At 61.5% G+C, this 14,516-nt stretch carries 14 protein-coding genes; 8 read left to right on the top strand and 6 right to left on the bottom strand.

Translation table 11 applies throughout. From position 1 onward, the window contains the following. Positions 1-59: 59 nt before the first annotated feature. Entirely contained in the window at positions 60-2,753 is a 2,694-nt protein-coding gene (locus NLR35_RS21665; protein WP_257168680.1) for a bifunctional acetate--CoA ligase family protein/GNAT family N-acetyltransferase, read from the top strand. A gap of 32 nt (positions 2,754-2,785) precedes the next feature. Here the strand turns inward: NLR35_RS21665 and NLR35_RS21660 are convergent, their stop codons facing one another. Next, positions 2,786-3,289, bottom strand: a complete 504-nt coding sequence (locus NLR35_RS21660; RefSeq protein WP_257168556.1) for a phage holin family protein — start codon at positions 3,287-3,289, stop codon at positions 2,786-2,788. Next, positions 3,290-3,559: a hypothetical protein gene (locus tag NLR35_RS21655; RefSeq protein ID WP_257168555.1), complete on the bottom strand. Its 270-nt coding sequence runs from the start codon at positions 3,557-3,559 to the stop codon at positions 3,290-3,292. Positions 3,560-3,721: 162 nt separating this feature from the next. On the opposite strand from NLR35_RS21655, the gene NLR35_RS21650 reads away from it, so the two are divergent. From NLR35_RS21650 to NLR35_RS21640, 3 genes are read left to right on the top strand one after another with little or no spacing between them, the layout of a single operon-like run. Next, the gene (locus NLR35_RS21650) at positions 3,722-4,858 is read left to right on the top strand and encodes an MlaE family lipid ABC transporter permease subunit (protein ID WP_257168679.1); all 1,137 of its coding nucleotides are present in this window, start codon (positions 3,722-3,724) and stop codon (positions 4,856-4,858) included. Between the two features lie 2 nt (positions 4,859-4,860). Further along, positions 4,861-5,640 carry an ABC transporter ATP-binding protein gene (locus tag NLR35_RS21645; RefSeq protein WP_257168554.1) on the top strand — a complete coding sequence of 260 codons (780 nt, stop codon included), beginning with the start codon at positions 4,861-4,863 and terminating at the stop codon, positions 5,638-5,640. Between the two features lie 2 nt (positions 5,641-5,642). Continuing rightward, the gene (locus tag NLR35_RS21640; protein ID WP_257168553.1) at positions 5,643-6,746 is read left to right on the top strand and encodes an MlaD family protein; all 1,104 of its coding nucleotides are present in this window, start codon (positions 5,643-5,645) and stop codon (positions 6,744-6,746) included. Positions 6,747-6,764: 18 nt separating this feature from the next. On the opposite strand, the gene NLR35_RS21635 is transcribed toward NLR35_RS21640, so the two are convergent. Next, the gene (locus tag NLR35_RS21635; protein WP_257168552.1) at positions 6,765-7,082 is read right to left on the bottom strand and encodes a cytochrome c; all 318 of its coding nucleotides are present in this window, start codon (positions 7,080-7,082) and stop codon (positions 6,765-6,767) included. 139 nt (positions 7,083-7,221) lie between these two features. Here NLR35_RS21635 and NLR35_RS21630 point away from each other — a divergent pair, with 139 nt between their 5' ends. Together NLR35_RS21630 and NLR35_RS21625 are read left to right on the top strand one after the other, a co-directional pair. Beyond that, on the top strand, positions 7,222-7,935 hold the full coding sequence (locus tag NLR35_RS21630; RefSeq protein ID WP_257168551.1) for a helix-turn-helix domain-containing protein: 714 nt from the start codon (positions 7,222-7,224) through the stop codon (positions 7,933-7,935). Between the two features lie 579 nt (positions 7,936-8,514). Further along, positions 8,515-9,243 carry a Crp/Fnr family transcriptional regulator gene (locus tag NLR35_RS21625; protein ID WP_257168550.1) on the top strand — a complete coding sequence of 243 codons (729 nt, stop codon included), beginning with the start codon at positions 8,515-8,517 and terminating at the stop codon, positions 9,241-9,243. Between the two features lie 257 nt (positions 9,244-9,500). Here NLR35_RS21625 and dctP read toward each other — a convergent pair whose 3' ends face one another. After that, positions 9,501-10,499, bottom strand: a complete 999-nt coding sequence (gene dctP, locus NLR35_RS21620; RefSeq protein WP_306577678.1) for a TRAP transporter substrate-binding protein — start codon at positions 10,497-10,499, stop codon at positions 9,501-9,503. Between the two features lie 60 nt (positions 10,500-10,559). Further along, positions 10,560-11,249 (bottom strand): GntR family transcriptional regulator, encoded by a 690-nt coding sequence (locus NLR35_RS21615; RefSeq protein WP_257168678.1) that lies wholly within the window; start codon positions 11,247-11,249, stop codon positions 10,560-10,562. Between the two features lie 407 nt (positions 11,250-11,656). Here NLR35_RS21615 and NLR35_RS21610 point away from each other — a divergent pair, with 407 nt between their 5' ends. Further along, complete coding sequence (locus NLR35_RS21610) at positions 11,657-13,744, top strand: molybdopterin oxidoreductase family protein (protein WP_257168548.1); 2,088 nt, start codon at positions 11,657-11,659, stop codon at positions 13,742-13,744. Positions 13,745-13,767: 23 nt separating this feature from the next. On the opposite strand, the gene NLR35_RS21605 is transcribed toward NLR35_RS21610, so the two are convergent. Next, a complete protein-coding gene (locus NLR35_RS21605; protein WP_257168547.1) occupies positions 13,768-14,238 on the bottom strand; it encodes a hypothetical protein in 471 nt (156 codons plus the stop codon). A 58-nt stretch (positions 14,239-14,296) separates the two neighbouring features. On the opposite strand from NLR35_RS21605, the gene NLR35_RS21600 reads away from it, so the two are divergent. Beyond that, entirely contained in the window at positions 14,297-14,497 is a 201-nt protein-coding gene (locus NLR35_RS21600) for a hypothetical protein (protein ID WP_257168546.1), read from the top strand. Positions 14,498-14,516: the final 19 nt, after the last annotated feature.

The raw sequence follows: 14,516 nt of genomic DNA, 5'->3' as shown, positions 1-14,516 counted from the left end.
AAACTAAGATGCTTGTGCGGGACACGGCCGCCGTTCGCAGGCTCATGCTGGATATCGAAATGTCGACTTATCGATTGCGGAACCTGCTGTTGCCTCGCTCCGTCGCGCTCGTCGGCGGAAGTCCGCGGCCGAACTCGGTCGGAAGGGCCATTCTCGACAATATCGTCAAGGCGCAGTTCGAGGGCAAGCTCGGCCTCGTCAACTCGCGATATTCGGATATCTCCGGCATTTCGTCGGTCGGCAGTCTAGCCGAATTGCCTTTCGTGCCGGAATTGATCGTGATCACGACGCCGCCGGCTTCGATTCCTGATCTGATCGATCGCGCGGGCGCGTTGGGGACTTCGGGGGCGCTGATCATTACCTCAGGGCTTGGACACGGAGCAGGATCGCTGGCGGATCAGGCCGAGAAGGCCGCGCAAAAGTACGGCATGCGTTTGATCGGGCCGAATTGCCTGGGCATCATGATGCCGACCATCAAGCTCAATGCGAGTTTTTCGGCGCATATGCCGATCGCAGGGAGCTTGGCGCTGATCTCGCAATCCGGTGCCATTGCTGCCGGAATGGTGGATTGGGCCGCACAGCGTGGCGTGGGGTTTTCCGGCATCGTCTCGATCGGTGATCAACTGGATGTCGATCTTGCCGATCTGCTGGATCATTTCGCGCTCGACGGTGGAACCCGCGCGATTCTGCTCTACATCGAAGCCGTCAAGGACGCCCGAAAGTTCATGTCCGCGGCGCGCGCTGCAGCCAGAGTCAAGCCGGTCGTCGTGGTCAAGTCGGGCCGCGGCGCGCTTGGCGCCAAAGCCGCCGCAACGCATACCGGCGCATTGGCCGGGGCAGATGCGGTCTACGAAGCGGCGTTTCGCCGCGCGGGCGTTCTGCGGGTCTCGGATCTGCGAGAGCTGTTCGATTGTGCCGAGACGCTGGGCCGGGTCGAATCTCCAACCGGCAAGCGGCTCGCGATTTTGACAAATGGCGGTGGGATCGGCGTGCTCGCCGTTGATCGCCTGGTCGAGCTCGGAGGAGTTCCGGCGGCCCTGTCACCTCCCGTCCATGACAAGCTCGACGCCGTGCTGCCGCCGACCTGGTCCGGATCGAACCCGGTCGATATCGTCGGCGATGCAGATGCTGCCCGATACACCGCTTCACTCGAGGCCCTCCTGGCCGATCAGGCCAATGACGCAATCCTCGTGATGAACGTTCAGACTGCGATTGCATCGGCCAGCGACATCGCGACTGCGGTCACCCAGTTCGTCAGCGCCTATCGCAAACAACACCGACGGTGGGCGAAGCCGGTGCTGGCGGCATGGGTTGGCGCAGAGCAGCCGGTCATCGAGACCTTGAGCGGCGCGGGGATCCCGAACTATCCGACCGAGGATGATGCCGTCCGGGGCTTCATGCATCTCGTTCGCCACCGTGAGGTGGTCGAGTCGCTCGCGGCCGTCCCGCCGGCGATGCCGAGCTCATTTGCGCCGGACGTCGAGACGGCTCGCAAGATCGTCGACACCGCGCTCGCCGACGGGCGAACCTGGCTCGATCCCGTCGAAATCAGCCGGCTGCTGGAGGCTTACGATATCGCGATGGTGCCGACCTTCGCGGCGTCGACGGTGGACGAGGCGGTCGCCTATGCAAGCCAGCTGTTTGCCCAGGGGGCGACGGTCGTGCTGAAGATCCTGTCGCGCGATATCGTTCACAAGTCGGATGTCGGCGGTGTCGTCCTCAACCTGACTACGGTGGAAGCCGTGCGCAACGCGGCGAACGAAATCATGGCCCGCGCCAAGGCTGTTCGGCCCGACGCGAGGATTTCCGGGGTTATCGTGCAGGCCATGGTGGTGCGCGCCAAGGCGCGGGAGCTCATCATGGGCCTCGCCGATGATCCAACATTCGGCACCGTGATCGTGTTTGGTCGTGGCGGCACGGCTGTCGAGATCATCAATGACAAGGCGCTTGCTCTGCCGCCGCTTGATCTCCAGCTGGCGCGCAACCTCATCGAGCGAACGCGGGTCTCACGATTGCTGCGGGCCTATCGCGACGTCCCCGCCGTCAAGCCGGATGCGGTTGCGTTGGTCCTGGTGAAGCTTGCACAGCTCGCTGCTGACGTTCCTGAAATCCGTGAGCTGGACATCAACCCGCTGCTCGCGGACGAGAGCGGCGTCCTGGCGGTGGACGCGCGGATCGCGGTCGGAGAGGTCCCGCCCAAATTCAAGGGCTCCGGGCCTTCGAATTTCGCCGTTCGGCCCTATCCGAGCCAATGGGAGCGTCATCTTCAGGTGAAGGATGGCTGGCGCATCTTTGCGCGACCGATCCGACCTGAGGACGAACCGATCATTCATGAGCTCCTCAAGCACGTGACGGCTGAGGATCTGCGTCTGCGTTTCTTTGCGCCGATGAAGGAATTCACGCACGAGTTCATCGCGCGCCTGACGCAGCTCGACTATGCGCGCGCGATGGCTTTCGTTGCCCTCGACGAAGCGACCAACGAACTGGTCGGCGTCGTGAGGATTCACTCCGATTCGGTCTATGAAAGCGGAGAGTACGCCATCCTGTTGCGGTCGGACCTGAAGGGCAGGGGTCTCGGTTGGGCGCTGATGCAGCTGATCATCGAATATGCGAAGGCGGAAGGCCTGAAGATGATCTCTGGCGACGTACTGCAGGAGAACGTCGTGATGTTGGAAATGTGCCGGAATCTTGGATTCGAGGTCAGAACCGATCCGACCGAGCGTGACCTCTGTAACGTCAAGTTGAAGCTTTAGATTGTCGACGCAAGCTTCCGGCTGATGCGGGTTCAGGTTGCTGAGGCGCGATCGGGCGGCGGAGTGGCCGAGTCGGTCTCAGATCCGGCATGCGTGCGCAACGTCTTGATGATCATCGTTGCAAGGGGAACGATGAGAAGCGGAATGAGCTTGTTGAGGGGATGATTGACCACGCTCGAGATGTGCGCCTGCAGGGATCGCGCTTCGAGTTGAAGCGCATCCATCGATGAGGAATGAATCTCGTTGGCCAGCTCGAGCTCGCGACCCGACGGGGCGCGGGACGCGAGGATCAGCAGGATCGCTGCAATGACGAAATTGCAGCCGCCAAGCGCTGCGGCGGCCAGGACTGCGGAGGTGACCTGGACCAGCGCAAGATAGGCCGCCAGTTCGAGCATCAGCAGACCGAAAACGGCAATCAGCGCGGCGAAGGCGCGCAGGCCGAGGCCCATGAGCAGATGTCGAAGCCTGATGTCCGCGATGACGCGGTCGGTGCGCCAGAGAAGGCGTAAATGTTTAGCGACATTCTCCGTATCCACTTAAGTTCTCCGCAAGAGAAGGCCGATGGCCACGCCGATCGTAAAGGCTGCAGCCGTGGCCATGATCGGACGAGCCCGTATCAGCCGTTCCAGCTGAAGATCGGCATCGCTCAGACTCACGCCCAAGGCGCTGATCGCTGCCGCGATCGGCTCTGACGCCGTCTGCGCATTGACGCCGCCGCGATGTGCGGCAGCGTGCCGCAACAGATGCCCGAGTTCGTCCGTCAGAGCATCCAGCTCGTTCCTGAGGGTTGCAGCGTCGATCGCCATGTTTTGTCCTGTGTCAATCCATTGTAGAAGCAGCAACAGCGGGAAGCTTGATTTCGCTCAATCGTGTGCCATGTGCCGTTTGATGCATGTCAAGCGGGGAAGGCCGGTGGGATCTAGGAACGTGCTGTGTCCAGGGACAAGCAGAGCGAGGGAGACATTCGATTGCGTTCTCATCCGGGATTGACCGCCGAGGCGACGGAAGAGGTGCTCGAGCTCCGTCCGAGCGGCCCCTGGGTCTCTCTCAACGTCGCTGAGCTCGAGAGCTTGACCGGCTCGGCCAGCGCCAAGCTGGGCGCCGCGAGGGCTGTGAAGCTCGACCTCCGGGAGGTCACCGAGATCGACACCGTCGGAGCCTGGCTGCTCGAAAAGCTTGGTCGCCGGGCTTCCGCTGACGGTCGCCACGTCGAAATGACCGGCGTTGCCGAGAACTACCTCGGACTGGTGAAGGAGGTTCGACAGGTCAACCGGCGCGAGATCGCGCCGGTGCCGCACCAGAACCTGATCGTGGCCAAGCTCACGGACCTCGGTCGTTCGACGCTATCCGCAGCCCGTGACATCACCGTATTTCTGGACATGCTCGCGGCGCTGTCGTTCGCATTGGCGCGAGCGTTGCGTCGGCCGCAATCGCTGCGCATTACGTCGCTCGTCTATCAGATGTATCGGATCGGATGGCAGGCGATTCCAATCGTGATTTTGATCACGTTCCTGATCGGCGCAATCATCGCTCAGCAGGGCATCTTCCACTTTCGGCGTTTCGGCGCGGAATCCTACGTCGTCGACATGGTCGGGATTCTCGTCCTCCGCGAGCTGGGTGTTCTGATCGTTGCGATTATGGTCGCGGGGCGATCGGGGAGCGCCTACACCGCTGAGCTCGGATCGATGAAGATGCGGGAAGAAATCGATGCCCTGGTGACGATGGGGCTCGATCCCGTCGAGGTCCTGATTTTGCCGCGTATCGTCGCGTTGGTCTTGACGTTGCCGATACTGGCCTTCATCGGTTCAATGGCCGCGCTTTATGGCGGCGGATTGGTCGCCCAGCTCTACGGCGGCATGGGGCCGGCTATCTTCATCGCGAGACTGCATGAGGCCATCTCCGTCACGCATTTCGAGGTGGGCATGTTGAAGGCGCCGTTTATGGCCCTGGTGATCGGCATCGTTGCCTGCAGCGAGGGCCTTCGCGTCAAAGGGAGCGCAGAATCATTGGGACAACAGACGACGACATCGGTCGTGAAGTCGATCTTTCTGGTGATCGTGCTTGATGGTCTGTTCGCCGTGTTCTTCGCATCCATTGGAATGTAGCAATGGATGATGCTGGGACATCGAGCGCCATTCGGGTGACCGACCTCGTCGTGGGCTTCGGCAGGCAGGTCGTGTTGAACGAGCTCTCTCTGGATGTTCGTCGTGGCGAGATTCTGGGATTGGTCGGCGCATCCGGTGGCGGCAAATCGGTCCTGATGCGAACGATCATCGGGCTCATTCCACGGCGCAGCGGGACCATCGAGGTCATGGGCGTGCCGCTTGGTGGCGCAGCGGAGCGTGCTACGCAGAAGGCGGCGACGCGCTGGGGCATCTTGTTTCAACAGGGAGCGCTGTTCTCATCGCTCACCGTCAAGCAGAACGTCCAGTTTCCGTTGCGCGAGAACCTGCAGATGTCGCAGGGTCTGATGGATGAGATTGCCATCGCCAAGCTCGAGATGGTCGGCCTTCGCGCCGAGGATGGCGACAAATTTCCAGCTGAACTCTCCGGCGGCATGACCAAACGCGCGGCGCTGGCGCGGGCACTCGCGCTCGACCCGGCGATTGTGTTTCTCGACGAGCCGACCTCCGGTCTCGATCCGATCTCCGCCGGCGATTTCGATGCTTTGATCAAGACCCTCCAGCAGACCTTGGGACTGACTGTGTTCATGGTGACGCATGATCTGGCCAGTCTGAATACTGTCTGTGATCGTGTCGCTGCGCTGGCCGACGGCAAGATCGTTGCGATTGGTCCGATGAGCGATCTGCTCCGATCCGAACACCCCTGGGTCAAGGCCTATTTCCACGGCAAGCGATCCCAGATGCTGCAACCGAAAGCGAGTTAAAGATGGAAACACGTGCCCCTTTTGCTGTGATCGGCGGCTTCGTGCTGGCGGCCATCGTCGCAATCTTTGGCTTCGTGTATTGGCTCAACAATACGGGGGGCCTCGGGCCAAGGACGACCTATCATGTGCACTTCGAGGGATCCGTCCCCGGTCTGCTGGTCGGCGCTGCGGTCCTGTTCAACGGCATCCGGGTTGGCGAGGTGACGGAGCTCGGTTTGGCGCCGGAAAACCCGCGCCGGGTCAATGCGACGATCTCGGTCTCGTCGGCCACGCCGGTGCGCGCGGATACCAAGGTCGGCCTGGAATTCCAGGGACTGACAGGCGTTCCCGTCATCGCATTGGAAGGCGGCTCGTCGTCCGCTGCGGCTGGCGCCGTGTCGATCTTGGTCGCAGAGGCGGGGGCTGGCCAGAGCATGACGCAGGCTGCACGCGACGCATTGCGGCGCGTCGACGCTGTTCTTGCGGAGAATGCTGGGCCGTTGAAGGACACGATCGCCAATCTCAAGACGTTCTCGGAAGGGCTGGCGCGAAATACCGGCAAGCTCGACGGCATCGTCTCGGGGCTCGAGAAGATGACGGGGGGCGGCACTCCAGCCCAGAAGATCACCTATGATCTGGCCGCACCGCGCGATCTCGGGCCGGTCAACAAGGTCATCAAGGGACAGCTTGCGATCCCCGACCCGACGGCGGTGGCGATGCTGCAGACCCAGCGCATGCTGTTCTCGCCGGCCAAGGATTACCTGGGCTTCGCTGACTTCCTGTGGGCGGACAGCATTCCCAAGCTGCTGCAGGCGCGTCTGATCGATGCATTCGAGAACTATGACGTGAGCCACGCGCCCCTGCGGGCGTCTGATCTCGGCCAGCCGGATTTTCAGTTGTTGATCGACGTTCGTCGTTTTCGGATCAATGCCGATGCGGCGGCTGTGGCTGAGATCGGGTTGTCGGCACGGCTCGTCGACAAGAGCGGCAAGGTCATCGCTTCCCGGCTGTTCGACGATACTCAACCCGTGGCCAAGCTCGATCCCGCTGAGACGGTCGCTGCTTTCGACCAAGCCTTCGGCCGTATCGCCAAATCAATCCTGGTCTGGACCGTCCAATCTCTCTAGTCGATGCGTTCGCCGGATCTATTCGAGGCTCTTCAGATAGGACAGCAGGTCGTTGATCTCCGGGGGAGAGAGCTCAAATTGCGGCATCGCCGGGTGGCCGGTGACGATCCCTTCGGCAAGCGCTTCACCCAAGGTCTCGATCGGGTAACGCAGGTGCAGCGTTCGAAACGGAGGGGCCGGTCGAAATGGACTGTCTCCGACCTTGCCGATGGCGTGGCACCTTGCGCAGTGCGCCTTCACATAGACCCGGCCGCGCTGTTCCGGAGTTGATGCAGCATGGGACGGGAGGGAAAACGAGAGGGTCAGAAGGAGAGCGCAGAAGGCAGACCGCTGCATGCATCACGTCCAAGTCACAAGGTATTTTCTGCCACGATAGTGCCCGGATCGTCCCCTCATTTGATTTGAGTCAACTGGAACTCCGAGCATCCGTTAGAATGCGGCTATTCTCCTTGCGCTTGGCCCAGCGGAGCCCTGTATGAAGACGTCTCTGGTTGCAGTCGATTTCCACGGACAGGGCTGCGCCGATTGTGCCGTGCGAGGGTTCAGCGTTTGCGCATCGCTGGACCAGTTCGAGATGCGGGAGTTCGAGCAACTCAGCCGTCGCGTCAGCTTCGGCTCCTGCGAGACCGTTTTCGCGCAGGAGGATACGTCGTCCTGCTTTTACAATCTCCTCGATGGGGTCATGAGGCTCTACAAGCTCTTGCCCGATGGTCGCAGGCAGATCGTCGGATTTGTGTTGCCCGGCGACTTCGTGGGGATGACGACCGAGGAACGGCATGGATTTTCGGCCGATGCGATCGGTCCGGTCACCGTGTGTCAGTTCGCCAAGCTGCCGTTTGGTCGTTTCGCCGAAGACAAGCCAAACCTCCTGCGCAGGATGAACCAACTGGCCGTCCAGGAGCTCAATCAGGCGCGGGATCACATGGTGCTGCTCGGCCGCAGATCGGCCGAGGAAAAGGTCGCGACCTTCCTGGTCGGCTGGAGGGATCGGCTCGTCGAACTGCGAGGCCCGTCGAACATCGTGCCGCTCCCGATGAGCCGGCAGGACATTGCCGACTATCTGGGACTCACCATCGAGACGGTGAGCAGGACGTTTACGAAGCTCGAGCGGGACGGAGTCATTGTCATCCTGCCGGGCGGCGTATCGCTCCGGGATTCGGCCCGTGCCGAGGCTCTGGCGGCTGCCTGAGGCGCTCGCGGCGCTTTGCATTGATTTGAATCAAAGACTGTTGTGCGTCCGCTGAGGGACAGTGTCTCAAACTCGAAGAAGGGGGAGAGAGATGCCGTTCGATGCCATGATGGTCAGCTTTGCAGTGGTCGCGGTTTTTGTGGCTTTTGCGGCGGTCCTGCTCTGGGCCGATTCGCAGACCAAGCCTCGGACCTGACGCCGGGATACGTCCGGGCCTGAGCAGCCGACTCTCCCGGGACTGGTTTCCGGGAGCAGGGGGTGGCTTGCGATAGGCGCGGGAAGTCACCGATGGGCACACAGGAGGGGCTCCCGCGGGCTCCTCAGCCGCCTCACGCCGGCCGCCGGGACGGTGGCTTTGGCCGCCTTCCAATTGATCTTCACTGTATTTTCCTGGACAAACTGCCGATCTGCCGTATTCCGAAGGGGAAGCGGACATCGAGGGATGGGTGGTCGGGACCGAAGGGGCGTCTGCGCCGGTGGCGATAGACGAGCCCGTGGTGCCCTGACGCCATCAGGGCCTCCGTCACCGGCTCGGACATCTCCTTGGTGGGTAGGGTAGGGGCGCCTGGGAGATGCGGTGTGACTGAGGAGAAGAAGGCCAACAGCCGATCATCGAGTAGCGGCAAGCTCTCGGTGCTGCGGCAGCATCCGATTTTTCGCGAACTCGAGTCGGATGCCCTGGATCAGCTCTGCCGTTACGCGAAGCCGACCACACTCAAGCGCGGCGCCACCATCTTCTCAAAAGGCGATCCCGGCTCGAGCCTGTATGCCGTGATCAGCGGCACAGTCAAAATCAGCGTCTCGTCGCCTGACGGTCGCAACGCCATCCTGAACCTGATCAGCGCCGGGGAAATCTTCGGCGAGGTCGCGGTGCTCGACGGAAGAGAGCGAACCGCGGACGCGACTGCCAACACGAATTGCGAAATACTGGTCATCGATCGCCGCGAGTTCCTGCCCTTCGTCAAGAGCCAGCCAGTGCTTGCGATGAAGTTCATCGAGCTGCTTTGCGATCGGTTGCGCTGGACCAGCGACCAGGTCGAACAGGTCATCCTGCAGGATCTTCCTCGACGTCTCGCCAGTGCTCTGCTCGGTCTCACCGAAAAGCAGAAGGTGGATGCGAGCCGCACCATCGCCATCACCCAGCAGGAGATCAGCGAGATGGTGGGCATGACGCGCGAAAGCATCAACAAGCAACTGCGCGCCTGGGCTGCGCGCGATTGGGTTCGCCTCGAGCATGGGGCGATCGTGCTCCTGAATCCGGAGCCGCTACGCGGGCTCGCCGAGGCGGGAGAAGACGGAGACGAGTAGGCTCATGGAACGTTGCGAGTAAACCGGCGGGAGTCCCAACGATTGCCAGGGCAGATGTCGACAACGGCAATGGTTCGGCCGGCGAAGCTGCGGTCTTCAGAACGGAGCGGGTGAGGATCGCATCGGAATGACTGCTGAGGTCAGCACGAGTGCGATAACGCCTGGAGTAACGCAGGCGAAATGGAACGATTCATCTCCGTGGGACAGGATCAGGCCATCCCAAATCCCCTGATCATCTGAACCTCGTGCGCGGATCGCTAAGCGATGTCCTGAATACGCTTGATCATGTCCTGGTACTTCGGGCCGTATTTGTCCCAGACCGGCCTGACCGCCTTCTGGAAAGGCGCCTTGTCCGTGATTGCAATGATCTCGCTTCCGCCCGCCTTGGCCTTCTCCATGGCCTCGCGCTCGTAGGCCTTCCAGAGTTCGCGCTCTTCCATCTGAGCTTCGCGCGCGAATTTCTTGATCAATGCCTGATCGTCGTTCGAAAGATTGGCCCAAGCCCGCTTCGAGAACACCAGGACCTCCGGAATGACCAGATGCTGCGTCAGCGAGTAGTAGTTCGCCGCGGTGTAGTGATTGCTGAAGACATAACTCGGTGGGTTGTTCTCAGCTCCATCGATCACGCCTGTCTGTAGCGCGCTGAAGACTTGCTCGTAACTCATCGCCACGCCGCTCCCGCCGAGCGCATTCATCATATCGATGAAAATCGGATTGCCGATCACGCGGATCTTGAGGCCCTTGACGTCCTCCACCTTCCGGATCGGCCTCTTGGTGTTGTAGATGCTGCGCGCGCCGGAGTTCATCCAGCAGAGGGCTACGAGGTTCGCGCTCGGATGAGCGCTGATGCGGTCGAGCAGGTCCTGACCGATCGGGCCGTCCATCATCTTCTCGGAGTGTTCGATGCTCTTGAACAGGAACGGCATGTTGACGACGTTGATGTCATCGACGATCGGTCCCAATGATCCGGCGCTCACGCGCAGCATCTGAATCGTCCCGATCTGGGTCTGTTCGATGGTCTCCTTCTCACCGCCGAGTTGCGCGGATGGATACATCTGGATTGTCAGTCGGCCATTCGTCGCAGCCGCCAGTTTCTTGCCAAGGCTTTCCGTCGCTGCGACGGTTGGATAGCCGGGCGGCTGGACATCGGAGGCTTTGAACGCTGCATTCGATTGCGCGAGCGCGGCCGAGAACGGCGGCAGAGTCGTTGCCCCGGCGATTGCGGCCGTCAATTTGATGAAGTCGCGTCTCTTCATGGCGTTCCTCCGCCGACTTTTGCCTGATCGCGAACGGCAGTCGGATGCCGCGGCCATCGTTTACCAGGTAGGTTGGTCGAAATACTCTGGATTGAGAGTTTGGATTTCGGAGATGTTGTCCAGAAGCCGTTCCAGATGACTGGCCATGGCGGCTCGCGCAATGTCCGGCTTGTGCTTTTCGATCGCCGCCAGGATTGATCCATGTTCGGCGATCACTTCCGACATTCGTCCGATCTGGGGCAATGTCAGTCGGCGATAGCGATCGACGTGAACCTTCACTTGCAGGATCAGCTTCCATATTCCAGGATAGCCTGCAACCTCAGCGATACCTGCATGGAACATCTCGTCCGCTTGGTGAAAGGCTTCGCGATCCTTCGCAGCGCATGCCTCGCGCTGACGTTCGATCGTTGCGTGCAGATCGAGGAGCTGACTGGGGGACGCGCGCTCCGCCGCCGTCCTCGCGGTGGTCTCCTCGAGAGACTTGCGGATGATGATTGTCTCCGGCAGCGCAGCAATCGGAATTCTCGATACGAAGATGCCGGACTGCGGGAAGATCTCCACCAGTCCCTCGTCCGAAAGCTTCAGAATAGCTTCGCGAACGGGCGTACGACTCACGCCGTAGGCTGTTGCGATCTGTGCTTCCGAAATGGGCTCGCCCGGTCGGCGCGCCAGCGATACCAGCTCAGCTCGGAGATCCGTATAGATCCGCGACGCGGCGGTTTCGCCGCGAGGCCGTCTGTTCCTGCGGATGCGAGAGGCGACCGGGCGTGGCGCAGACGCCAATTTCCTTGGGACACGGCTGGGCATCATTGCTCCTCAACTGATATACTAATATATGAAACTCCCTTGGCAACAGTAAACGCCTGATACTCGAGGCAACCTCATGGTGCGGCGCAAAGCGCCGGCCCCCGCCAAGCAGGCCCTCGATGGGAGGCGTTGGTGCGTGTTGCAACTATAGCCGCCTTTTTCGGTGACGACCCGATGGGAGCAAATCGCGGGCGCCATGTCGCGCGTTCAGGCTCGTCGCGACAGGAGGATGCGCCGGACGATCTCCAAGAGAGGGATGCTTCCCAGGCGGGAGACCGTCGCGTTTTGTTCATGCGACCGTTTCGCAAACGCTCTCGGCTGGAGCCGTGTTTGATGTTAACAATCGGCTCATGAACCAGCAGACTCGCATTGATATCCGCCACTCCACCTGTCCGCACGATTGCCCGTCGGCCTGCGCGCTCGACGTGGAGGTGATCGATCAGAACACGATCGGGCGTGTTCGCGGCTCAAAACGGCAGACATATACGGCCGGGGTGGTCTGCGCCAAGGTGGCGCGATATGCCGAGCGCATTCATCATCCCGAACGTCTCATGCATCCCATGCGTCGCGTCGGGCCCAAAGGCTCGGGCGAGTTCGCGCGCATGTCCTGGGATGAAGCGCTCGACGAGATCGCGGAGCGGTTTCTCCAGACCGAGCGCGAGTTCGGCTCGCAATCCGTCTGGCCTTATTACTATGCTGGCACGATGGGACTGGTGATGCGCGACGGCCTTAATCGGCTCACGCATGTCAAGAAGTACTCGCGGTTCTATTCGACGATTTGCGCCAACGTCGCGCGCATCGGCTTTGCGATCGGCACCGGAAAGATTGCAGGCGTCGATCCGCGCGAGATGGCGCTGTCGGATCTGGTCGTCATCTGGGGCACGAACCCTGTCAACACGCAGGTCAATGTCATGACCCATGCGGCGCGCGCGCGAAAAGAGCGCGGTGCCAAGATTGCGGCGGTCGATATCTACGACAACGAGACGATGAAGCAGGCGGATATCAAGATCATCCTGCGTCCCGGGACCGACGGCGCGTTCGCTTGCGGCGTGATGCACGTTCTGTTTCGCGATGGTCATGCCGATCGCGCCTACATGGCCAAGTACACGGATTGTCCGGACGAGTTGGAGGCTCACCTGCAAACGCGCACCCCGGAATGGGCCTCGCAGATTTGCGGTGTTCCGGTGGACGAGATCGAAGCCTTTGCAAGACTGATCGGAGAGACCAAGCGGACGTTTTTCCGGCTTGGCTACGGCTTCACCCGCAGCCGGAATGGTGCAACGCAAATGCATGCGGCGTCCTGCATCCCCGCTGTGACCGGCGCTTGGCAATATGAGGGGGGCGGGGCGTTCTTCAACAATGCCGCTTTGTGGCACTTCGACGAGTCGATCATCGAGGGCCATGACGCGGTCGATCACTCGATCCGTTTCCTCGACCAGTCGCAGATTGGGCGTATCCTGACGGGAGATCGCGACGCGCTCTGTGGTGGGCCGCCGGTCAAGGCGATGCTGATCCAGAACACGAACCCGATGACGGTGGCCCCTGAGCAGGATCTGGTTCGCCAGGGCTTCGCACGCGAGGATCTGTTCGTTGCGGTCCATGAGCAGTTCATGACCGAGACGGCGCAGATGGCCGACATCGTGCTGCCGGCGACGATGTTCATGGAGCATGACGACCTTTATTACGGTGGTGGTCATCAGCACATCTCGGTCGGGCCGAAGCTGATCGAGCCGCCAGGCGAGTGCCGCTCGAACCATGAGGTGCTGCAAGGATTGGCTCGCCGGCTGGGCGCGGCCCATCCCGGGTTCGAAATGACGCCGCGCGAATTGATCGACGCCACTTTGAGAAAGAGCGGCCATGGCGACATCGCCGCGCTCGAGGCCGATGTCTGGCGCGACCTGCAGCCGGATTTTCGTACCTCGCATTACCTCGACGGCTTTGCGCACAAGGACGGCAGATTTCACTTCAAGGCGGATTGGGTTCATCCGCCGTTTGGTCGCGTCATGGGCCAGCCTGAACGGATGCCATCTCTGCCGGACCACTGGGCGGTGACGGAAGAGACGGACGAGCGGCATCCGTTCCGCCTCGCGACGAGCCCCGCCCGCTCGTTCCTCAACACATCGTTCAACGAGACTCCATCCTCCCAGGCGCGGGAAGGGGCGCCGTCGGTGACGATCCATCCGCTCGATGCTGCCTCGCTCGGCATCGCCGATGGCGATGTCGTGACACTCGGCAATACGCGCGGGCAAACCTCGCTGCTGGCCCGATTGTTCGACGGCGTTCAGCGTGGGGTGCTGATCGCTGAATCGATCCACCCGAACCGCGCCCATGTCGGGGGGCGCGGCATCAACTCGCTCACCGCGGCCGACACCGTCGCGCCCATCGGCGGCGCGGCCTTCCACGACAACAAGGTCTGGCTGCGTAAGTCGGTGGGGTAGCCCGGCGTTTCGTCGGCCAAAAATTACAATATTATCAGTATCTTGAAGTTCCGGCGTGGCGTGCTGGCCGCGCCGGGAAGGATCTGTTCACCCTTTCGCGCCGGCCCGGAAAAATTCCTTGAGCGTCGCTCATATATGCGGTAGATGTTTTGAACATTGCTCAAAATATCAGGAGTCGTCCGATGCAAATTCTTAGTTCTCCCGGTGCGCAGCCTTTTTCCGTCGAACTTCAGCCTCTGCTGAACGGTTTGGCCCGGGCAGCGTCTCACCTTGTAGCGGCGCGCGTTGAGCGCATTGCCAATGCTTGTGACGTGGCCGGTCTCCTGGCGGCGCGGCGAGCACGGCGGGGCGCAGGCGACCAGCTCTACCGGGCCGCGGCTCGGGAAGGGCACCGGCTTCGCCGTGGTGGCCTGTTCGGCTGCTTCCACTATCTGAGCGAACTGAGCTGACCTCAGCTCAAATCCCGGGTCCCTATGCAACGAAGCGGTCACCATGTGCTCAGGTCCCATCGTTTCCGTGCAACTGCGCTCTCTCTGGATAAGCATTTCGCACATGACCTTCGGGATATCCTTCATGCTGGTCGGCGGCGGCATCGTTGCGCTGCCGCTCGGCTCGCAGCTGCGCAGTGGCCTCGCAGCAGGGCTGGTGGCGCTGGTGTGGTCCTCCTTGACGCTGGCCGACACGATGGCGCTGCTGTCGCGAAGCCCGCTGCGGAGCAGCCGGCCACGGAAACAGGTTAGTGGCCGCGCATAAGAGAGATCTCGGACCTCAC

It is taken from the genome of Bradyrhizobium sp. SRS-191, from assembly GCF_024586915.1.
In the GTDB taxonomy this organism is placed as follows: domain Bacteria; phylum Pseudomonadota; class Alphaproteobacteria; order Rhizobiales; family Xanthobacteraceae; genus Bradyrhizobium.
This window is presented reverse-complemented; position numbering and strand designations above follow the sequence as displayed.

Bases quoted from the DNA above. Each gene is read 5' to 3' on its own strand.
- NLR35_RS21665 (WP_257168680.1), top strand. From the start codon at position 60: ATGTCGACTTATCGATTGCGGAACCTGCTGTTGCCTCGCTCCGTCGCG.
- NLR35_RS21655 (WP_257168555.1), bottom strand. From the start codon at position 3,559: ATGGCGATCGACGCTGCAACCCTCAGGAACGAGCTGGATGCTCTGACG.
- NLR35_RS21645 (WP_257168554.1), top strand. From the start codon at position 4,861: ATGGATGATGCTGGGACATCGAGCGCCATTCGGGTGACCGACCTCGTC.
- NLR35_RS21640 (WP_257168553.1), top strand. From the start codon at position 5,643: ATGGAAACACGTGCCCCTTTTGCTGTGATCGGCGGCTTCGTGCTGGCG.
- NLR35_RS21635 (WP_257168552.1), bottom strand. From the start codon at position 7,082: ATGCAGCGGTCTGCCTTCTGCGCTCTCCTTCTGACCCTCTCGTTTTCC.
- NLR35_RS21630 (WP_257168551.1), top strand. From the start codon at position 7,222: ATGAAGACGTCTCTGGTTGCAGTCGATTTCCACGGACAGGGCTGCGCC.
- dctP (WP_306577678.1), bottom strand. From the start codon at position 10,499: ATGAAGAGACGCGACTTCATCAAATTGACGGCCGCAATCGCCGGGGCA.
- NLR35_RS21610 (WP_257168548.1), top strand. From the start codon at position 11,657: ATGAACCAGCAGACTCGCATTGATATCCGCCACTCCACCTGTCCGCAC.
- NLR35_RS21605 (WP_257168547.1), bottom strand. From the start codon at position 14,238: ATGGTGACCGCTTCGTTGCATAGGGACCCGGGATTTGAGCTGAGGTCA.
- NLR35_RS21600 (WP_257168546.1), top strand. From the start codon at position 14,297: ATGACCTTCGGGATATCCTTCATGCTGGTCGGCGGCGGCATCGTTGCG.